Raw genomic sequence first — 20,627 nt, 5'->3', positions numbered from 1 at the left:
CAGGGCTTAACTCTTGGCTTTTACATTTTTACATCCAATATAAACATTATAAGATTGCTCAGTAGTGCTCTAGTCAACGCTAGTAATTGCTAGACTTCCCATATAAGTGATATGGAGCTTTTCACTAAAACTTCCTGCGGGCTCCAGTAACTTATCCTTTGGAGTTCGGGGGTTAATACGAAAGATTACATCGTTAAACTGGATTTTTTGGCAGCTTGATAATTTTCATTCCCTTCGGGAGAGGTATCCCTGTAGCCCACTGGTATTTTGATTAATTCCGCGTCTCTAGAAATAATATGGCTTAGCGAAGCATATATTACAGCTCTGCTCCCGCGTGAACGCTAGCATACATCATTTAATAAAAATGCCCGAAACAGCCTGATATCCCAGGCGCTCTTTTAATTTATCTATAAGTTTTTGGCTTTCTCTTTTTTTATTTAATAGCTTGTTTTCACGAGGATTGCTCCTCAACTTTTCAAAGTTCTGAGAAGTTAATTGGGAGGAAGGTAGCCGCAGTAAGTGGATTGGTTTTTTGAAAGAGATTCCTTCAAGCTGAAGCTTGGTCTCTTTAGTCAGCTCTTGTATTTCTGTTTGTGAAAAAAGTGCTTCTGTATTGAAATGGGATATTGGTTTTCCGTTACTCTGAAGCTGCCAATGGAGTCGTTGAGGGTGGAGCTGATGACACTGCCGTTGCTGGCTTTGTTCCCGAAGCAGAAGGTTGCAAGTGTATAGCAGTTGTTCGTTATGACTTATTGGCCTTGGAAAAAATAGCTCTGCAGCGAAGCGGGGAGATAGCGAATAGCAGGTGGCCTGCTCCTGTTGGCTGCCGTTGAGCCGTGCCAGATAATCGAGAAAAGATCGGTCAAAGTACTTTCCCAGCTTCGATAAAGGAGCTGACAGCAATTGGCCTACGTGTTTAAACCCACTGGAATAGAGTTTCTCTAAGGTTTTATTATCGCACTCTAGCAGTTTGCTGGGAGCGTGACTGATCCACTGTTTCCACTGCTGTGTTGTCGGTGGGGTGTGGGTTTGCTGTAACCAACGGCGATGCTCCGGTAATTGGCTAAGCAGCAGCGCTGCACTGGGGCTGTGGCTAAGCCCCATACGGTGGCGAATATCCATTTGTGCAAGTTCTTGCTGTATTTTATGCAGTAATGCTCGAAATCCACCATGTATTTTAAAGCGGTTGCCCAACTCAAGGTAAAGCTGTGGATGACGATAGCCTTCTTCATATTTTTCAGTTTTTATACAAATCATCGCTGACGAGCTCAATACCTGTTGTGCAAGCTCCTCCAGCTGCAGCTCTCTTTCTCTATTGCGGTGCAATATCTGCAAACCTGGGCATAGTTGACGAGCACGGGTAATACTCAAGCCAGCAATGACTCCAAACTCGAAGGCGGCTTTATTTGCCTCCACTATGATTTGCTTTTCCACTATCGCCAATGGCTGGCTTCTTTCCTCTGGCGTCTGAGCGCAGGTGAGCGCCTCCAGGGGAAGTTTGGGAAATCGTATACAGAGCCAGAGCATGAGGGTTCCTTGGATACCGCCTAGTGCAGGGCTTGGTGATGCCTCTTCGATGTGTTGTTCAGCTGGAGGTTTATTTGAAGGTGCTGACCACTAGGGCCACCCACTTGCCTCAGCAGTCTGAGGGCAAGCTGTTCTGGCTTGCTATGCAGCTGTAGTCGTAGCGTGGCAGGCGAGGGCTGGGGGGCTTCTGACAGGGGGCGGAAGTGGAAGTGAATACAGTTGCTTGCCTCGGCGGATTGCTGCAGGCGCTGCAGCTCTCGATAACTTATTGCCTGCTCGCCCTGCCAGCTCAAAACTGCGGAACAGCCTCCGGATTGTAGGGACTGCTCTATGGCCCAGAGGCAGTCCCTCTTGTCGCGGGGGTGGACTAATAATAGCTGTTCCAGTTGGATACCATGCTGGGCAAGTTCTGATGCACAGGGAGTAAATGGGGGTTTGATGAGAACCACCATCTCTCCTTTTTGGGTCAGTTCAGCGAGCATAGGGAGTAGGAGGCTTAATGTGTTGGAGCTTGCCTGGGGTACAAGCAGCTCAGTAGTGCTACCGTGCGGCCAGCCGCGGTCTTTGAGAAGGACATCCAGGCTGGTGAAACCGGTAGTGGTCCCTGCGTTTTGGGGTTCATTGGCTGCTTGGCAGGCCTTCTTGCCTCTAAAGTGTCGCAGTCTGATTGAGGGGTCGGCTTGGTTTTCCAAGTGATTGTTTTGTATAAAGTTTTTGGCTTTGTTCACATTGCCACCCTGCATTCTTGTCTCGGTCTTCAGTCGGATCTAACCAGGTGACTGTATATATATACAGTTTATTGTGGATTTATACAGTAGTTAGTGGTTGGCGACAAGGACGAAAGGCGTCGATTGGCACTTTTTTGCACACTCTAAACCGGCTATGATTCCGCCTCTTTTGTTGAGCACTGATTATTCTTTTTAGGGGGACGGAGTGAGTATCAAGTCCGATAAGTGGATTCGCCGCATGGCTGAGCAGCACGGCATGATTGAGCCATTTGAGCCGGGCCAGGTGCGTCATGGCAATGATGGCGAGCGACTCATCTCCTACGGTACGTCTAGTTACGGTTACGATGTGCGCTGTGCAGGCGAGTTTAAGATCTTTACCAACGTGCATTCGGCTACCGTGGACCCCAAGACCTTCGATGAAAACAGCTTTGTCGATGTGGAAGGGGAGTACTGTATCATCCCGCCGAACTCCTTTGCCCTGGCGCGTACCGTGGAGTATTTCCGTATTCCGCGCTCAGTACTGACTATCTGCCTAGGTAAATCTACCTATGCGCGCTGCGGCATAATCGTCAATGTAACGCCGCTGGAGCCGGAGTGGGAAGGGCATGTGACCCTTGAGTTTTCAAATACCACCAATCTGCCGGCGAAGATCTACGCCAATGAAGGTGTAGCTCAGATGTTGTTCTTCGAGTCTGATGAAGTCTGCGATGTGTCCTATGCGGATCGCGGTGGTAAGTACCAGGGGCAGCGCGGCGTGACCCTGCCTCGTACCTGATACTTGGGTGATTGCGCAGCCCTATTTCATGAGTGATGTATCCGATAGCCAGCTGCCTAAAAGTGTCGATGTACTGATTATCGGCGCCGGGGCAGCGGGTTTAATGTGCGCCGCCACTGCCGGCCAGCGCGACCGTAACGTGCTGGTTTTGGATCATGCCAATAAAGTTGGCAAGAAGATCCTGATGTCTGGCGGTGGCCGCTGTAATTTCACCAACCTCTACACCAGCGCGGAAAATTTCTACAGCCGCAATCCCCATTTTTGTAAGTCTGCCCTGGCGCGCTATAGCCAATGGGATTTTATTGCATTGGTGGAAAAGCATGGGGTTTCCTACCACGAGAAAACACTGGGCCAGTTGTTTTGCGACAACAAGTCCAAGGATATTCTCGACCTGTTATTGGCGGAGTGCCGTGCAGCCAAAGCTCAGGTTCGCACCCGTTGTGCCATATCCTCAATAGAGTCGGGGCAAAGTGGTTATCGTGTTGAGACCAGCCTAGGGCTGGTTCACTGTGAGTCCCTAGTCGTGGCTACTGGTGGATTGTCGATACCCACCATGGGGGCCACGGGCTTTGGCTATGATATCGCTCGCCAGTTTGGGCTTAATATCATTCCCACTCGTGCGGCCTTGGTACCCTTTACCCAGCACAAGCGCCAGTTGGAGCGGCAGGATAGCCTACCGGGCAGCTCGCTTAGTGTGACGGCTTCCTGTGGTGAGGGCAGCTTTCACGAGCAGATGCTATTTACTCACCGAGGTTTGAGTGGACCGGCGGTATTACAAATATCCAGCCATTGGCGCGAAGGTGAAAAGGTGACTTTCGATCTGGCCCCCGATCGCGATCTGGCCGATTGGCTGCAACAGCGCCGCCGGGAGAGCCCGGAGATTCACTTGCACAGTGTTTTGTCTGAGCTTTGGACTAAGAAGCTTGTACAGTTTTTCCTACAACGGCAGCATATCGACAGCCGCCCCCTCAAGCAGTTTACTGAAATTGAGTTGCGAGAACTCGGAGCCAAGTTGCAAGTCTGGACGCTGGTTCCCGATGGCACCGAAGGCTATCGCACTGCAGAAGTTACCCTCGGCGGCGTGGATACAGATCAGATTTCTTCGCGTACTATGGAGTGCAAAACCCAGCCAGGGCTTTATTTTGTGGGTGAAGTACTCGATGTGACTGGCTGGCTGGGGGGCTTTAATTTTCAGTGGGCCTGGGCTTCTGGGCACGCGGCGGGGGAGGTCGCCTAATATGGGAGATGTGATTCCTTTTAAAAGAAAAACCACCTGGCAGAAACACAAAGGCAGCACTCTTTGCCGGGAAGGTTTTCACAAGTGGAAAGTGGTTACCGAGCGCAAGTTTGATGTTAAGCAGGGCAAGCTCGTCACAGAGTATTGCTGTGAGCGCTGTGGAAAAACCAAGACCAAGTTGCTTTAGAGTGGCTCGCTAGAGAAAACACAGCTTCCTGAATTTTACTCATTGTCCCGGGTGGCTCTTATCCCAGATAACCCCTGGTGCGTTAGGCGCACCAGGGGTTGCGCCATGCATTAACTCTGAGCCTGACGATTCTCCACTAAACACTAAACACTAAACACTAAACACTAAACACTAATAACGATAGTAGCCTCCGCGATAGCGATAGTAGTCTCTGCGTTTTCTTTCTCTGTCGTAGAGATAGCCTGCCCCTGCGCCAATCACGGCGCCTGCTGCGGTGCCACCGGGCCGACCACCACTGATTAGGGCACCGGTTACGGCACCGACGCCGATGCCGGTTCCGATGCGACGATCGGTATCGCTCATATTGGCACAGCCTTGCCCGCCGAGGCCTAGGGCCAATACTGCGGTTAAGCTGAGGTATTTAATCGCTTTGATACGCATAGTCACCCCTTTCAGTGATGCTTGAGGGATAGAGATTCGGTAAGACAGACCGAATAATTTCGCAGCCAGTGTAGGGTGGAGATAAGTCAGCAACAAATATCTAAGCTGTGGGCTGCGTATAGCACAAAATAAGAGATTTGAAGGATTTTGCGATGTTTGAAAAGCAACAATTGATTGATATTGCCCAAACTCCAATGCCATTCGGTAAGTATGCGGGTAGAGTACTTATCGATCTTCCTGAGGAGTACCTGCTTTGGTTTGCCAAAAAGGGTTTTCCTACTGGGAAGTTGGGGCAGTTGATGGCTCTGACGTTGGAGATCAAAATTGAAGGGCTGGAAGGGCTGATTGCGCCGTTAAAATAATCTGAAGATGTTCATTGTTGTCTCTTGGTAAAAGTCAAAAAAATCTAAGCAAGTGACCACTTTAAAAACTCCTAGGCTGCTCTTTTCTTTGTTTCGTTTTCCATGATTTTTTGTGGAAAAAATGCCTACTAGCTTGGTTAAGAGCATGTTATACCAGTACCTTGATTTTGATTTTCTAGGTTGCGAGTCTAATATGCAAATGCCTAGGTGAGCTTTGCGGAGCGAAGCGTTAACAACAAGCGGTCCGTAATGGAGACTGGACTAGCCCGGAAATAGGCCCACAGCGGGTGACCACTGGTCTGAATGATTTCAGCGAGGTTAAAGCGGGAGTAGAGCCAGTCATATTAAAGAGGGAGCGGTCGAAATGAATTCGGCCGCTAATTGATTGTATCTACTCAAAATATTTTCCTTAATTTTTGCTTATATTTTGCTGATTTTTATCGGTAACTATTGGAATTCTAAGAAATTTTGCACTTAGCTCTGTGGGATAAAAGAAAATCGTTGATTGTTAAATGTAGAGGGCGTTGGGGAAAACCCCGGCAGTGGATTTACCGGGGCTTGATCGGCTAAGAAAGTTCAAGCGATAAATTAAAGTGGTATACGGACAACTACACCACCCATAGTTTCGCCAAGCTCAAAATTATCGCGTGGACTATCCGCGTGATCATTGTGACAGCTGACACAAGCTGGGGATACACCCACATCGGCATAAACCGCGGTAAAGTATTCGGTATCACCGAGTGTCTCACGGCCATAGAAATTTTTACCTGGGTTGTCGATGACAAACTGCAAGCCTTGCTTTTCCATTTCGGTACGCGGCTTGTTCTGTTTGTTTACCGGCCATAGCGACAGCAGGGCGTAGCTGAAGCCAGATTCTTTTTCCGCGACTCGCTCAGCACCCATTCGCATCATTTGTGCGGGCAACGGCAGCAATTTTTTATCCTGCCAGTGCTCGTCGGCATCCAGAACTTTTTCCTCATTTTGCAAACGGTTAACTACCTTGTTGGTGTAATTGGCTCTGTCTGCCTCAATCACGGCAAAGATAGCATCCGCCATTCGCTCAGGTGCCACGCCCTGGTTTTTTTCACAGCCAGTGAGTAGGGCCAGTCCGGCGATAAAACAAGCGGCAATACGCATAATGTTCCCCTCCTATTGGGATTGTGTTTGCTTATTTTTGCTTTTGGAAATTCTTGCAATGCGGTCGCGGATTAAGTCAAACGTTTCATGCTTATCCGCAGGCTTATGCTTGAAATTCTGAGAGATCAGTTTTTCGTCCGCCATGGCTGCCAGGGAAAACTCCGCTCCATGGCAGTTCAGGCAGACAGGCAACATTTTTTCATTGGGGCGGAGATTGTGGTTCTGGTTATGATTGACCACAACCTGTTCTCCGTGGGTTTCCCGCGGCAAGTGACAGCTGGCACAGCTAACGCCGTTTTCTGGATCTGCTTGCCAGGTATTGAAGTGCGGCGATTCCTTGTAGGCCAAGCTGTGCTCATCGCTGTGGCAGCTGAGACAGGATTCCACAGCAGCGAACTGCAAGTCGACATCGTGCGGGCCGTGACAACTGGTGCAACTGAGTTCCCCGGAAGCGTCAGACTGCATGGGTATCCAGGCCTGGTGTGGCGTCATGGCACCAACCTGTTGAACAAATTCCTGTGGCAACTTGGATGAGAGGCGCATTCCGTGTTTACCTTGGGTAAAAGATTCCCGTTGCTCGCTGTGGCAGCTTGCACACTGTTCAACAACCTCAGCACTAGTAAATTGCATCTGTCCATTGGTGTGGCAGCTGCTGCAGTTCACGTCCACTTGAGCATGGGGGCTTTGCACCCAAGTCTCAGCGATTCCTGCAGCTGCAGTTTCTTCCTGTATATCCGCCTGCTGCACCTGTAGGGGCTGGGCATCGGGATGTTCCTGTAACCAGGATTGCATGGCGGTACGAGCCGGAAGCTTTGCCTCCTCGAGCAGATCGGGTTGTCCGACATGGGCGATTAAGAAATCTTCATAAAGGGTGCCGTTATCGTGGTAGTTGTGGCAGCCGGCACTGGCACAGGTCTCGAAGCCCATACCTTCATGGCTACTGCGCTCTTCGGCAATTTCGCTGTGGCAATGAAAGCAGAAATCCCCGGCCAGGCTGACACCCATTTCGCGAGTAATTTGCTGTTTGTGTTCTGTGTGGCAGCTGATGCACTGACGCGCATCCAGGGTTTCCAGCAATTGGGCGTTGCGAGGGTCGAGAAATTTTTTGCGTGGATGGGAGTCATCGGCCAGCTCTAATTCTTCTGCGTGGCAGCTTAGGCAAGATTGCTGAATAGATTCTTCCCCTGAAAACCCATCGGTATGACAAGAAGTACAAGCGAGCTCTATCTGATGATGGCCATGTGTGGGCTCGCCAGTTATAAATAAAGACTTGTCATCTGCCGTTAGGTTATAGGAAGCGTAGGCACCTACAACCAGCGTCAACAGTAGTCCGTAATGCCAAAATTTAAATTGATAAGATTTCATTTAGAAGTAATAAACCGCAAGAATGTGATAGGCGAGGAGTACCGGCAGTGCCCAAAGTAAGGCGTAGTGAACGCGTGACCACCACTTGCGATGTTCGCGTAGTCTGAGATCGGTCCAGTGATGGTTGCGGGCCATAAAAACACCAACAAGGGAGCCAGTAGCAGTAACCCCAAGGAAGACCAGCATGAGTGCGAGGTTGAGGTTTTGCCCCATACGGAAGCCTGTGTGCACAGCGAGTGCGGCCACGGCAACTACCCCAGTAAGGCTGTGGGCGTAGCGCCAGTGATCTACATGGCCGAAAGATAGTTTTTTCCAGCGCTTTCGCACACTGAGTGCAGCGGTAAAAAAACACAGCGCGAGGATCGTGTAGCCGGTTACCTGTTTCCAGAAGTTGTCATACCAGAGTTTTTCCCAGAATTGGCCGGCCTGCACAGAGTCAGATATTGGCGGGGGTGGCATCAGGAATGACAAGGTAATTAAAAGTAACGATATAATCGAAGTGATTAATATACCCTTGGCGTGGCGCATAACCAGATTGGGCGCAGGGGTATCGAGTAGCTCGGCCATTAAGGGGCGGCAGCTGCCGCAGACAGATCCGGCGGTGGTTGCCTGCTGCAGTTCGTTTAACGTGCGCTTGCCTTCGGAAATAGCCTTGCATAATTCCCCTTTGCTGACGGAATTACACTGGCACACCAGGTAGCTGTCGGGAAAAGTCTTGATACTGTTTGACGTCTGCAGGCCAAATAGACGGCCCTCGTCTGCAAACTGCTTAAGCGCTTGAGCACTGACTTTTTCCTCCTGAGCCACCGCTTGGCGCAAGCTGTTGGCCTCATCCCAGCTGCCAATATAAATAGCACCGAGAATGCGCCCATCTTGAACAAATAGCCGGCGATAAATACCCTTGAACCGATTACGGAAAACGTGACTCTGTAAATTACCCTGCTGATGAAGGTTGTCGGAGGCAACGTCTCCCATAATAGCGCAAGGAATATGGGCGATTTTGAGTTGGATATCTGTGTAACTGCCGGAGTAGGGGCGCTCTAAAATCTCCCCGCCATGTTCGCGGCGAATATGTGAACAACAGCTTTCCGCCTGCTCATAACCGGGGCGAACCAGCTGATAAACCTTTTGATCAAACTCGGCACATTCACCAATTGCGTAAACATCCGGATCGGAGGTTTGCATCCATTCGTTGACTACAACCCCTCTATCGATTTTTAGTCCGGCTTTTTGGGCAAGGGCGACTTCCGGCTGAATACCAGTGCAAAGAACAATGGCATCGACGCAGAGGTTTTCGCCATCCTCAAAGTGTAAATTGGATTTTTCTTCCTGCTGCTCAATTGACTTAAGAATTGAGCCAGTTTTCAGCTGCACACCAAGGGCGGCAAGAGAGGATTTTAAAAACTCTTCGCCTTCCTCACCTAAAAGGCCACTTAGTAATTTTCCGCGGGATTGAAGTGTGACAGTATTTTTCGGTGTTTTTAGAGCCGTTGCCGCTTCCAGCCCCAGGGCGCCGGCGCCGATCACACAAATATCGGCGTGCCGCTCCCGCAGGGCGATTAGATCATTGGTATTGCGCAGGCTGCGAAAGGGGTAAACGCTGGGTAATCCTGCACCGGGTATTGCGGGAATTTTGGGGTTGGAGCCGGTGGCTAGAATCAGCTTGGTGTAGGGCTGAATATTACCGGCAGCATCTGTTACCGTTTTTTTGACACGGTCTATAGAGACGATTTTACGGTCGATATATTCTGCGAGCCGGTGGTCAGTTTTACCTAGGATGGGATTATCCAGTTCCTCCCGTTCCACATGGCGAGAGAGGTACTGTGATAATTTTACACGATTATAAGGTGATTCTGTTTCCGCTCCATAGATAACAATTTGCGCTTCGTCACAGAATTCAAGCAGCTTTTGTGCACAGCGAACCCCGACCGGTCCAGTGCCTACAATTACATAAATCGGATAGCTGCTGTCGCTGGTGCGGGCGCCATCTGGTAAATATTGACGAGCAGCTGAACTTTCTAGTTCAGTCATATTTCCCCCGAATCCCCCGGCTTTTACTACTGGCCTTTTGTCCTTTTTGTTTTAAGCCACAAAGCTTTCAGAACTTCCTAGACCAATATTCCACCGTTATGAGTTTTTTTAAATTCTAATTTCTATATGTTTAAACAAAATTAAATAAACGTCTAGTGTTGAATAGAAATCGCGAGAGAGAATAGGAAGGTATGGGAGGTCAGGCTGGAAAGTTTTTTTAAGTTGTTGTTATTGTTCGCTTTTTTTGATGCTGGCTTCAGCAAAAAAAGTGGCTGGCCTGATTGTGGTTGCCACTTTTTATTTGTTGAGGAAAAATTTTTAATCAGGTCTTCGCTGTCAATACCTATTAGGTGGGTAAGTTTGATTAGCCTTGAGGTGTAGCTTTAAATAAGCTAAAAAATATGCACTCCACTCTTATGGGCTAGATGCGCTTATCCGAAATAATTCCAAAATAATTTTCACTTACCTGTCGGGTATGCGTCTAACGCTTTTGGGTTGGTAAGCGGTTTTTAGAAAAATATTTTGAGTCAGTGAGGGCCTGGAGTCAGGCTTCTAAAGGGAAAAGGTTTGCGCCCCGTCCTTGTGGGTCGCAGACATCCATTCAAAGTATTTTTTAATAAGTTGTTACTCACTCATTGGCTTGCGCCTAATTCCTGTAGATGTAGAGTAACGAACTGGACCTCTCTAGTCCGAAAATACTTAGGAAGGCTGATAGAGAACGTAAAGTTCTTTTTCTTCCAGTGCGGTGCGGCGAGTGAGTGCTTCACCTATCTTTTGGTAATCCATTTTAAAGTCGCGAACCATTTCCGGGGTGAAGGCTTCATGGTTGTAGCGCTTGCAGAATTGCACCACGGCATTGGCGATTTCATTCATATCGGTGCGGAAATCTTTTACAACCTGCAGTGTGTGCGCATCGCCGGCGAGGGCCTGCTCCAGATAGACGTAGAAGCGAACATTTTCCTTTATCAGGTGTGCCTGGAAGCCGGACTTAAATTGAGTGAGTAGTTGTGACAGTTGGCGATAGTTTTGCTTTTCAAAGCCTTCGGACCACATACGTTGGAAAATGCCAATTAAGTGGCGGTGATCGTCCTCCAGGGCTTTGATCAGAGTTGGGTCGTAAGAAATTGTGCGGCTGCCTTTAGCGCTGGCATAGTTGCTGCGGGTATATTTTTCTTCCAGGTCGACGCTGTCGGAGGACTTGCTACCTCTGAACATGCCGGAGATAAAGCTAAGCATATGCTGTGCCCTTAATAGGTTTAATTTTGTGTGTTGTATGGGTAAGGGAAACCGCGGGCGGGTAGTCGCTGAGGTGCGGTAACTACACAGCAAATTCACCCGGTCCGAGAGGCGCGGATTTTACATTGCATGACAGGTGTTTTTCTGTGTGGCGGGAGTTGCATCAGGGTGAGAATTTTAATATTGAGAACCTCGTCACAATTAATGGAGGTCTGGGTTGTTTCGTTATTTGAATTTTGTTGAATATTTTTAAATTCCAGGTGGTTATTTCAGGAAATAAAAAACCCGGCATTGCCGGGTTTTTTATTTTGAGCTTTATTAGCGTTGTTCCAGTGGAACATAATCGCGCTGGGCATAGCCGGTGTAAAGCTGGCGAGGGCGACCAATTTTGTACGGGTTGGAAATCATTTCGTTCCAGTGTGCGATCCAGCCTGAAGTGCGGCCGGTGGCAAAAATTACGGTGAACATATCGGTGGGGATGCCGATAGCCTTCATGATAATACCGGAGTAGAAGTCGACGTTCGGGTAGAGCTTCTTCTCGACGAAGTAATCGTCCTCAAGGGCGATTTTTTCCAGCTTCTTAGCGATCTTCAGCAGAGGATCGTTTTCTGCGCCCATGGCTCCCAGAACTTCATCGCAGATGCCCTGCATTACACGGGAGCGTGGGTCGAAGTTCTTGTAAACGCGGTGACCGAAGCCCATCAGGCGGAAGGGGTCATTCTTGTCTTTGGCACGCTTCACGAATTCGTCGATACGGCTCTCATCGCCAATTTCCTGCAGCATGTTCAGTACTGCCTCGTTGGCGCCGCCGTGTGCGGGTCCCCATAAGGTGGCGATACCGGAGGAGATGCAGGCGAAGGGGTTGGCGCCAGAGGAGCCCGCCAGGCGCACGGTCGAGGTGGAGGCGTTTTGCTCGTGGTCAGCGTGTAACAGGAAGATGATGTCCATTGCCTTGGCGACAACCGGATCGATCTTGCTGGGCTCGCAGGGATTGCCAAACATCATGTGCAGGAAGTTCTCGGAATAGCTGCGGCTATTGTCCGGGTACATGAAGGGCATGCCTTGGGAGTGCTTGTAGCACATAGCTGCCAAGGTTGGCATTTTGGCAATCAGGCGGTGCGCGGAAATCTCGCGGTGCTCCGGATTGGTGATATCCAGGGAGTCGTGATAGAAGGAGGCGAGGGCACCCACTACGCCACACATCATTGCCATTGGGTGGGCATCGTAACGGAAGCCTTTAAAGAAACTCACCAGGGATTCGTGAACCATGGTGTGAGACATAATAGTGTCTACATACTTCTTCTTTTCTTCTGCATTGGGCAGCTCGCCATTCATCAGCAGGTAGCAGGTTTCCAGATAGTCGGATTTTTCTGCTAATTGCTCGATGGGGTAGCCCCGGTGCAATAATTGGCCTTTGCCACCATCAATAAAAGTGATCTTGGAATCACATGAGGCGGTAGATACGAAGCCCGGGTCGTAGGTGAAAAAGCCTTTGCTGGTCAGGCCGCCGACATCGATCACATCGGGGCCGAGGGTGCCGGAGCGAACGGGCATCTCAAGAGCGCCGTCGATACCATCGACTGTGAGGTGCGCTTTTTTATCGGACATTGCGGACTCCTAAAAACTGTTCTTATGGCGGCCTTTTCCTAGTGTTTTCGGGTGCTGGCGGCCTTTTGAGCGGGGCCAAACTTAAGTGCCGCGCCGCAAATTGTCAAACCCAAAGGGGTGGACGGCCAGTCGGCCGGCAACAGGATATTCGGCGACAGCGTGGGCTGGTAGAGCTTTTGCCTGGTCGTGGGCGCAAAAATCTGCGGAAATCCCGTTGAGCTAAATCCTGTGCCTGCGGGGTGTGCTGAGGTGGCGTATTCCTAGGCGTTCGTTGTGTTTTGACTATCGAATGCCTATAATCCGCGCGGCTTGCGCCATGGTACGGCTACTTTGTACAAGGCTTCATCAGGTCGAGTGCAAAGTGATCAGCAAGCAGCTCGTCCCTCCCAATTTGAAAAGCTAACGGGCGCCCGGTCGTTCAGGGCAACAAGGTGTTTTTCCTGTGAACAAAAACAGACCTGTCAATTTAGACATTTCCACTATAAAGCTTCCCGCTGCCGCTTTGGTTTCCATTTTGCACCGTGTATCTGGTGTAGTGCTCTTCGCCGTTGTGGCGCTGTTGCTCTGCATGCTCGATGCCAGCCTGGAATCCGAACAGGGCTTCGCCGATATGGCGGCGGCATTTAACAGTATTCCTGCCAAGCTCATTTTGTGGGCCTCCCTGGCAGCTCTTATTTACCATCTGTTGGCCGGTGTGCGTCACCTGTTTATGGATTTGGGTATGGGTGAGAGCTTCGAAGGTGGTCGTCGCAGCGCTATTGCCGTGCTGGTGGTGAGTGTAATCCTTATTCTTTTAGTGGGAGTATGGTTGTGGTAAGAACAGTAACTAGCTTCGGCCGTAGCGGTACTTTCGACTGGCTCTACCAGCGCGTCACCGCAGTGATACTGCTCGCTTACGTCCTCTTTATAGTGGGCTTTATCTTTTTCACCAAAGACTTTGGCTACCAGGCCTGGTCTGAGTTGTTCGCCCAGCGCTGGATGCGTGTATTCAGCTTGGTCGCCCTGCTGTCCACTGTGATTCACGCCTGGATTGGTCTCTGGTCCGTGGTTACCGATTACATCACCAACCGGGTGATGGGCGGTAAGGCCACTGTTCTGCGCCTGTTCGTGGAAGTGATCCTGGCTGCGGTTGCCGTGCTTTACACGGTGTGGGGCATTGAAATTCTTTGGGGTGTATAAGCAATGGCGAACATGCGTACTATTTCTTTTGACGGGATTGTAATTGGTGGCGGCGGCGCGGGTATGCGCGCGGCCCTGCAGATGGCCCAGTCCGGCTACAAGACTGCGGTAATCACCAAGGTATTCCCAACCCGTTCTCACACGGTATCTGCCCAGGGTGGCATTACCTGTGCGATTGCCAGCTCCGACCCCAATGATGATTGGCGCTGGCACATGTATGACACCGTTAAAGGTTCCGATTATATCGGCGACCAGGAAGCGATCGAGTACATGTGTTCCGTAGGCCCTGAGGCCGTATTCGAGCTGGAGCACATGGGCCTGCCTTTCTCTCGTACTGAAGAAGGCCGTATTTACCAGCGTCCTTTCGGTGGTCAGTCCAAAGATTTTGGCCGCGGTGGCCAGGCTGCCCGTACCTGTGCTGCCGCCGACCGTACCGGCCACGCGCTGCTGCACACCCTGTACCAGAACAACGTTAAGCACCAAACCGAATTCCTAAACGAATGGTTTGCCATTGACCTGGTGAAGAACCAAGACGGTGCCGTGGTGGGTGTGATCGCCATGTGCATCGAAGATGGCGAAGTGGTCTTTATCAAATCCAAGGCGACCGTATTCGCCACCGGTGGTGCCGGCCGTATCTTCGCCTCCACCACCAACGCACACATCAACACCGGCGACGGTGTGGGTATGGCCCTGCGCGCAGGCATGCCTGTGCAGGACATTGAGATGTGGCAGTTCCACCCGACCGGTATTTACGGTGCCGGTGTACTCGTGACCGAAGGTTGTCGCGGTGAGGGTGGATACCTGATCAATAAAGACGGCGAGCGTTTTATGGAGCGCTACGCGCCCAATGCCAAAGACCTCGCTTCCCGCGATGTTGTGGCCCGCTCTATGGTGCTCGAGATGCTCGACGGCCGCGGCTGTGGCCCTGAAGGCGATCACGTATTCCTGAAGCTCGATCACCTGGGTGAAGAGCTGCTCAACAGCCGCCTACCCGGTATCTGTGAACTGTCCAAAACCTTTGCCCACGTCGACCCGGTTAAGGCACCGATCCCGGTTGTGCCTACCTGCCACTACATGATGGGCGGTATCCCAACCAACGTTCACGGCCAGGCCCTGACCCAGGATGCTGCCGGCAACGATCAGATCATCGACGGCTTCTTCGCCTGTGGTGAGGTTGCCTGTGTATCTGTACACGGCGCTAACCGACTGGGCGGCAACTCACTGCTGGATCTGGTGGTATTCGGACGCGCTTCCGGCCTGTTTATCGAGAAGGCCCTGCGTGAAGGTATCGAGCACCGCGAAGCTTCCGAGTCCGATCTCGAAGCGGCGATGGCGCGCCTGAACCGTCTGGAAACCAACGAAACCGGCGAGAAAGCTGCCGACTTGCGCAAAGAGCTGCAGGGCGTGATGCAGAATCACTTCGGTGTATTCCGCCGCGGCGATTACATGGCGGAAGGCGTGAAGAAGTTGGCTGACCTGCGTGAGCGCATCGAGAACGTACGCCTGGACGACAGAAGCCGCGCCTTTAACACCGCCCGTGTTGAAGCCCTGGAACTGCAAAACCTGCTGGAAGTTGCCGAGGCCACCGCGATTGCCGCGGAGACCCGCACTGAGAGCCGCGGCGCCCATGCCCGCGAAGACTTCCAGGAGCGCGATGATGAAAACTGGCTGTGTCATTCCATGTACTTCCCGGCAGAGAAACGCTTTGGCAAGCGTGCGGTAAACTTCGCGCCGACTACCATGGAAGCCTTTGAACCGAAAGCTCGGACCTACTGATTCGGGAGCGGAATAGAGTATGTTGAAAGTAAGCATTTACCGTTACAACCCGGAAACCGACAAAGCGCCTTACATGCAGGACTACCAGCTCGACACCCAGGGCAAGGACCTGATGGTGTTGGACGTGTTGGAGTTGCTCAAGGCGCAGGACCCGACCCTGTCCTTCCGCCGCTCCTGCCGTGAAGGTGTGTGTGGTTCCGATGGTATGAATATTTCCGGCCGCAACGGCCTGGCGTGTACTACGCCACTGTCTGAAGCTGCCCCCAAGGGTAAACTGATTCTGCGTCCGCTGCCGGGCCTGCCGGTGATCCGCGACCTGGTTGTGGATATGGAGCAGTTCTACGAGCAGTACAAGAAGATCGAGCCGTACCTGCAGAATGACACTCCGGCACCGGCGATTGAGCGCCTGCAGACCCCAGAGGATCGCGAGAAGCTCGACGGCCTGTACGAGTGTATTCTGTGCGCCTGCTGCTCTACCGCTTGTCCTTCTTTCTGGTGGAACCCGGATAAGTTTATCGGCCCGGCCGGCCTGCTACAGGCCTACCGCTTCCTGGCGGACAGCCGCGACTTGGCCACTGATGAGCGCCTGTCCAACCTGGACGACCCCTTCAGTGTGTTCCGTTGCCATGGCATTCAAAACTGTGTCAACGTATGTCCGAAGGGTTTGAACCCGACCCGCGCCATTGGCCATATTCGCAATATGCTGCTGACACGCGCGGTATAGGGATTGCTGAAAGTCACGAGATGACTTTTATCAGGGCCCGCCTCGGGTGGGCCCGGTGCCAAGTAGGGCGCTGATCGAATGACAAAAACCGGCTCCGGCCGGTATTAAATTAAAAAGGGGAGGTGGCTTTATGCGCCTCCCCTTTTGTGAGTGAAGGAAAGCGCAGTGGCCAGAGCGATGAGAGTCCACTGCAATCGAGGTAGGCATCAAAATGCACGAAAGTACCATGGAGCAGCTGTGGCGTAGCTCCCATATCTCCGGGGGCAATGCTGCCTATGTGGAGGAGCTTTACGAGACCTATCTGCACGACCCCAACGGTGTACCGGAGGAGTGGCGCAATTACTTCGACAGCCTCCCCCGCGTTGAGGGCAGCAGCGATGTCTCTCACGCCGCAGTGCGCCAGCACTTCGAGCTGCTCAGCAAACACCGCGCGCGCCCAGTAGCGGCGCCAGGTTCCGGCTCCGTCAATATCGAACACGAGCGCAAGCAGATTAAAGTTCTGCAGCTGATCGATTCCTATCGCCATCGCGGCCATAAGAAAGCGACCCTGGACCCGCTCGGCCTGATGGCCCGCGAACAGGTGCCCGATTTACAGTTGAGCTACCACGGCCTGACTGAGGGTGATTTCGATACCACCTTCAATACCGGTAGCCTGTTCCTTGGCAAAGAAGAGGCGACCCTGCGTGAGATCGTAGAGGGGTTGGAGCGCACCTACTGTGGCAATCTGGGTGCAGAGATCATGCATCTCTCCAATCTGGAAGAGCAGCAGTGGTTTCAGCAGCGCCTGGAGCGCAGCCAGTCCAAGGCCAACTTCGGCACCGATATCCAGATTGAAATCCTGCAGCGCTTGTCTGCAGCAGAGGGCCTGGAGCGCCATCTGGATTCCAAATACCCGGGTACCAAGCGCTTTGGTGTCGAGGGTGGTGAGAGTCTGATCCCGATGATGGACGCCCTGATCCGCCGCTCCGGTACCTATGGGGTGAAGGAAATCGTGATCGGCATGGCCCACCGCGGCCGTCTGAATACCCTGGTGAATATCCTCGGTAAAAACCCATCGGACCTGTTCGAAGAGTTCGAGGGCAAGAAGACCCTTGATACTTCCGGTGACGTGAAATATCACCAGGGCTTCTCCTCCAACGTAATGACTCCCGGTGGTGAAGTACACCTGGCGCTGGCCTTTAACCCGTCGCACCTGGAAATCAGTGCGCCTGTTGTGGTTGGTTCTGTACGTGCTCGCCAGGACCGTCGTAAAGACGGGACTGGTGAAAAAGTAATGCCGATTAACATCCACGGCGACGCGGCTTTTGCCGGTCAGGGTGTGGTGCAGGAAACCCTGCAGATGTCTCAGACCCGCGGTTACTACACCGGTGGTACTGTGCACATCGTACTGAACAACCAGGTGGGCTTTACCACCAGCAAGCGCGAAGACGCTCGCTCCACCGAGTACTCTACCGATCCCGCCAAGATGATCGATGCGCCGGTGCTGCACGTAAACGGCGACGACCCGGAAATGGTCGTATTGGCCGCGCTATTGGCGGTGGACTACCGCTACGAATTTAAGAAAGACATCGTTATCGATTTGGTTTGTTACCGTCGTCGCGGTCATAACGAGACTGATGATCCCTCTGGTACCCAGCCGCTGATGTACCAGACTATCCGCAAGCATAAAACTACCCGTACCCTCTACTCCGAGAAGCTGGTAGGTGAGGGCATTCTCGATAAGGCTGCTGCGGATAAACTGGCCAACGACTACCGCGATAAACTCGATGCGGGTGAGGACGTGGCCACCGGCTTGGTGAAGCAGCCGGACTCCTCCATGTTTGTAGATTGGAGCCCCTACCTGGGCCACGACTGGCAAGTAGCTGCAGATACTGGCTATGCGCTGCCGAAGTTGCAGGATGTGGCCAACCGTATGACCGCTGTGCCCGATGGCATTGTGATGCAGCGCCAGGTCTCCAAGATTTACGATGACCGCCGCAAGATGGCCGGTGGCGCACTGCCCTTGAATTGGGGCATGGCGGAAACACTGGCTTATGGCACTTTGCTGGAAGAGGGCTTTATGGTCCGCTTTACCGGTGAGGATGTGGGTCGCGGAACCTTCTCCCACCGTCACGCGGTGATTCACAGCCAGAAAGATGGCCAGAGCTATGTGCCTTTGCAGCATATGTTCGAAGACCAGCCGCCTTTCTACATCTACGACTCGCTGCTGTCTGAAGAGGCGGTGTTGGCGTTTGAATACGGCTACGCCACCACTACACCAAAATCCCTGGTGGTTTGGGAGGCTCAGTTTGGTGATTTCGCCAACGGTGCCCAGGTAGTAATCGACCAGTTCATCACTTCCGGTGAGCACAAGTGGGGCCGTATGTGCGGCCTGGTAATGCTGCTGCCGCACGGATACGAAGGCCAGGGTCCGGAGCATTCCTCTGCACGTCTAGAGCGCTTTATGCAGCTGTGTGCCGAGCACAATATCCAGGTGTGTAATGCCACTACTCCGGCACAGATCTTCCACCTGCTGCGTCGTCAGGCGGTGCGCCCGATGCGTCGTCCGCTGGTGATTATGAGCCCGAAATGGATTTTGCGTCACAAGCTGGCCACCTCCAGCTTGGAAGAGCTGGCCGAAGGCCGCTTCCATAACGTGATCCAGGACCAGGGCGTAGACCCAGAAAAAGTGAAACGCTTGGTGCTGTGCTCCGGCAAGGTTTACTACCACCTGCTGGAAGCCCGTATGGAGCGTGAGCAGGAAGATGTTGCGTTCGTACGAATCGAACAGCTGTACCCATTCCCAGACGAAGAGTTTGTGGAAGCGGTATCCGCATTCAAGAGGATCAAGAGTGTTGCTTGGTGTCAGGAAGAGCCCATGAACCAGGGCGCCTGGTACTCCAGCCAGCACCACTTGCGTCGTCTACTGTCGGAAACCCATCCGAAGCTGGATCTGGAATACGTGGGCCGCGCCCCATCCGCAGCACCTGCGGCAGGCTACATGTCCACGCACCTTGAAGAACAGAATAAGTTCATCAACGAGGCGCTGACCGTCAAGTAACCGGCGGCAGTAATAAGTGAAGAGTCAATCTCAGGAAACAGAAAAAATGACGATCGAGATTAAAGCGCCAACTTTCCCTGAATCTGTTCAGGACGGAACTGTCGCCACCTGGCATAAACAACCCGGTGAAGCTGTGTCCCGCGATGAACTGATCGTGGACATCGAGACCGATAAAGTTGTGCTGGAAGTTGTTGCACCTGCCGATGGTGCCCTGACTGAAATCATCAAGGGTGAGGGCGATACCGTCCTCTCCAATGAAGTGATTGCCAAGTTTGAAGCGGGCGCTGGCGCGGCCGCTGCCCCGGCGGCAGAAAAAGCAGAAGCTCCGGCTGCCGAAGCGGCTGCCCCCGCTGCTGGCGAAAAAATTGCCATGCCATCCGCCAAGAAAATGGCCGCTGAGAAGGGTGTCGATCTGGCGGGTGTTGAAGGCACTGGCAAGGGTGGCCGTGTTCTCAAAGAAGACGTAATGAAAGCTGGCACTGCGCCTGCCGCTGCTGCTCCCGCCGCTGCTGCCGAAGTGGCTGTTGCTCCGGGCGAGCGCGTGGAGAAGCGTGTGCCGATGACCCGCATGCGCAAGCGTATTGCTGAACGCCTGCTGGATGCCTCCCAGTCCACCGCCATGCTCACCACCTTTAACGAGGTGAACATGAAGCCGGTCATGGACCTGCGCAAGAACTACAAAGACCTGTTCGAAAAAACCCACAACGGCACTCGTCTGGGCTTTATGGGTTTCTTCGTGAAAGCTGCGGTAGAAGCGTTGAAGCGCTACACCGCGGTGAACGCGTCTATCGATGGTAACGATATCGTTTACCACGGTTACCAGGATATCGGTGTAGCGGTTTCCTCTCCGAAAGGCCTGGTTGTACCGATTCTGCGCAATGCGGAAAACATGGGCCTGGCGGATATGGAAAACAATATCCGCGATCTGGGTGTTCGCGCCCGCGATGGTAAATTGTCTATCGAAGAGATGACTGGCGGTACCTTCACCATCACCAACGGTGGTGTATTCGGCTCCCTGCTGTCCACTCCGATCCTGAACCCGCCGCAAACCGCAATTCTGGGTATGCACAAAATCCAGGAGCGCCCGATGGCGGTAAATGGCAAGGTGGAAATCCTGCCGATGATGTACCTGGCGCTGTCCTATGACCACCGTCTGATCGACGGTAAAGAAGCGGTTGGCTTCCTGGTAGCGATCAAGGAAATGATCGAAGATCCAGCGCGTATCTTGCTCGAAGTTTAAAAAATAAGTTCTGGGGCCTGCGGGCCCCTCGATC

At 52.3% G+C, this 20,627-nt stretch carries 18 protein-coding genes; 10 read left to right on the top strand and 8 right to left on the bottom strand.

The window, feature by feature from the left end; all coding sequences use genetic code 11:
• Positions 1-351: 351 nt before the first annotated feature.
• Together ACJJH9_RS14355 and imuA are read right to left on the bottom strand one after the other, a co-directional pair.
• A complete protein-coding gene (locus tag ACJJH9_RS14355) occupies positions 352-1,527 on the bottom strand; it encodes a Y-family DNA polymerase (RefSeq protein ID WP_444923179.1) in 1,176 nt (391 codons plus the stop codon).
• 20 nt (positions 1,528-1,547) lie between these two features.
• Positions 1,548-2,255, bottom strand: a complete 708-nt coding sequence (imuA, locus tag ACJJH9_RS14350) for a translesion DNA synthesis-associated protein ImuA (protein ID WP_444923178.1) — start codon at positions 2,253-2,255, stop codon at positions 1,548-1,550.
• A gap of 205 nt (positions 2,256-2,460) precedes the next feature.
• Here imuA and dcd point away from each other — a divergent pair, with 205 nt between their 5' ends.
• The 3 genes from dcd to ACJJH9_RS14335 are packed head-to-tail and all read left to right on the top strand — an operon-like array spanning position 2,461 to position 4,454.
• Positions 2,461-3,030, top strand: coding sequence for a dCTP deaminase (dcd, locus tag ACJJH9_RS14345; protein WP_444900087.1), 570 nt, complete (start codon positions 2,461-2,463; stop codon positions 3,028-3,030).
• Between the two features lie 28 nt (positions 3,031-3,058).
• The gene (locus ACJJH9_RS14340) at positions 3,059-4,267 is read left to right on the top strand and encodes a BaiN/RdsA family NAD(P)/FAD-dependent oxidoreductase (protein ID WP_444923177.1); all 1,209 of its coding nucleotides are present in this window, start codon (positions 3,059-3,061) and stop codon (positions 4,265-4,267) included.
• A gap of 1 nt (position 4,268) precedes the next feature.
• The gene (locus ACJJH9_RS14335; RefSeq protein ID WP_252082943.1) at positions 4,269-4,454 is read left to right on the top strand and encodes a hypothetical protein; all 186 of its coding nucleotides are present in this window, start codon (positions 4,269-4,271) and stop codon (positions 4,452-4,454) included.
• 171 nt (positions 4,455-4,625) lie between these two features.
• Here the strand turns inward: ACJJH9_RS14335 and ACJJH9_RS14330 are convergent, their stop codons facing one another.
• Positions 4,626-4,895 (bottom strand): YMGG-like glycine zipper-containing protein, encoded by a 270-nt coding sequence (locus ACJJH9_RS14330; RefSeq protein WP_252082942.1) that lies wholly within the window; start codon positions 4,893-4,895, stop codon positions 4,626-4,628.
• Positions 4,896-5,047: 152 nt separating this feature from the next.
• On the opposite strand from ACJJH9_RS14330, the gene ACJJH9_RS14325 reads away from it, so the two are divergent.
• Entirely contained in the window at positions 5,048-5,257 is a 210-nt protein-coding gene (locus tag ACJJH9_RS14325; protein WP_444884072.1) for a DUF3820 family protein, read from the top strand.
• A 588-nt stretch (positions 5,258-5,845) separates the two neighbouring features.
• Here ACJJH9_RS14325 and ACJJH9_RS14320 read toward each other — a convergent pair.
• The 5 genes from ACJJH9_RS14320 to gltA form a co-directional block, all read right to left on the bottom strand.
• Positions 5,846-6,394 carry a Tll0287-like domain-containing protein gene (locus ACJJH9_RS14320; protein WP_252082940.1) on the bottom strand — a complete coding sequence of 183 codons (549 nt, stop codon included), beginning with the start codon at positions 6,392-6,394 and terminating at the stop codon, positions 5,846-5,848.
• 12 nt (positions 6,395-6,406) lie between these two features.
• Complete coding sequence (locus ACJJH9_RS14315) at positions 6,407-7,717, bottom strand: cytochrome c3 family protein (RefSeq protein WP_444923176.1); 1,311 nt, start codon at positions 7,715-7,717, stop codon at positions 6,407-6,409.
• Positions 7,718-7,759: 42 nt separating this feature from the next.
• Positions 7,760-9,790, bottom strand: coding sequence for an FAD-dependent oxidoreductase (locus tag ACJJH9_RS14310; RefSeq protein WP_444923175.1), 2,031 nt, complete (start codon positions 9,788-9,790; stop codon positions 7,760-7,762).
• 699 nt (positions 9,791-10,489) lie between these two features.
• A complete protein-coding gene (locus ACJJH9_RS14305) occupies positions 10,490-11,026 on the bottom strand; it encodes a hemerythrin domain-containing protein (protein ID WP_252082936.1) in 537 nt (178 codons plus the stop codon).
• A gap of 318 nt (positions 11,027-11,344) precedes the next feature.
• Positions 11,345-12,634, bottom strand: a complete 1,290-nt coding sequence (gltA, locus tag ACJJH9_RS14300; protein ID WP_252082934.1) for a citrate synthase — start codon at positions 12,632-12,634, stop codon at positions 11,345-11,347.
• 442 nt (positions 12,635-13,076) lie between these two features.
• Here gltA and sdhC point away from each other — a divergent pair, with 442 nt between their 5' ends.
• The 6 genes from sdhC to odhB all read left to right on the top strand — a co-directional run bounded on the left by sdhC (position 13,077) and on the right by odhB (position 20,593).
• Positions 13,077-13,451, top strand: a complete 375-nt coding sequence (gene sdhC, locus ACJJH9_RS14295) for a succinate dehydrogenase, cytochrome b556 subunit (protein ID WP_444919680.1) — start codon at positions 13,077-13,079, stop codon at positions 13,449-13,451.
• A complete protein-coding gene (sdhD, locus tag ACJJH9_RS14290; RefSeq protein WP_252082931.1) occupies positions 13,445-13,813 on the top strand; it encodes a succinate dehydrogenase, hydrophobic membrane anchor protein in 369 nt (122 codons plus the stop codon). Before sdhC ends, sdhD begins: the two co-directional genes overlap by 7 nt.
• A 3-nt stretch (positions 13,814-13,816) precedes the next feature.
• Entirely contained in the window at positions 13,817-15,589 is a 1,773-nt protein-coding gene (gene sdhA / locus ACJJH9_RS14285; RefSeq protein ID WP_444923174.1) for a succinate dehydrogenase flavoprotein subunit, read from the top strand.
• Positions 15,590-15,608: 19 nt separating this feature from the next.
• Complete coding sequence (locus ACJJH9_RS14280; protein ID WP_152454469.1) at positions 15,609-16,313, top strand: succinate dehydrogenase iron-sulfur subunit; 705 nt, start codon at positions 15,609-15,611, stop codon at positions 16,311-16,313.
• Between the two features lie 211 nt (positions 16,314-16,524).
• Positions 16,525-19,353, top strand: coding sequence for a 2-oxoglutarate dehydrogenase E1 component (locus ACJJH9_RS14275; protein WP_444923173.1), 2,829 nt, complete (start codon positions 16,525-16,527; stop codon positions 19,351-19,353).
• 46 nt (positions 19,354-19,399) lie between these two features.
• Entirely contained in the window at positions 19,400-20,593 is a 1,194-nt protein-coding gene (odhB, locus tag ACJJH9_RS14270) for a 2-oxoglutarate dehydrogenase complex dihydrolipoyllysine-residue succinyltransferase (protein WP_444923172.1), read from the top strand.
• The last annotated feature ends 34 nt before the right edge of the window (positions 20,594-20,627 follow it).

The organism is Microbulbifer mixtoriginis (SeqCode) (assembly GCF_052466715.1).
The sequence above is the reverse complement of the archived record's forward strand: the minus strand, read 5'-3'. Positions and strand labels throughout refer to the sequence as shown.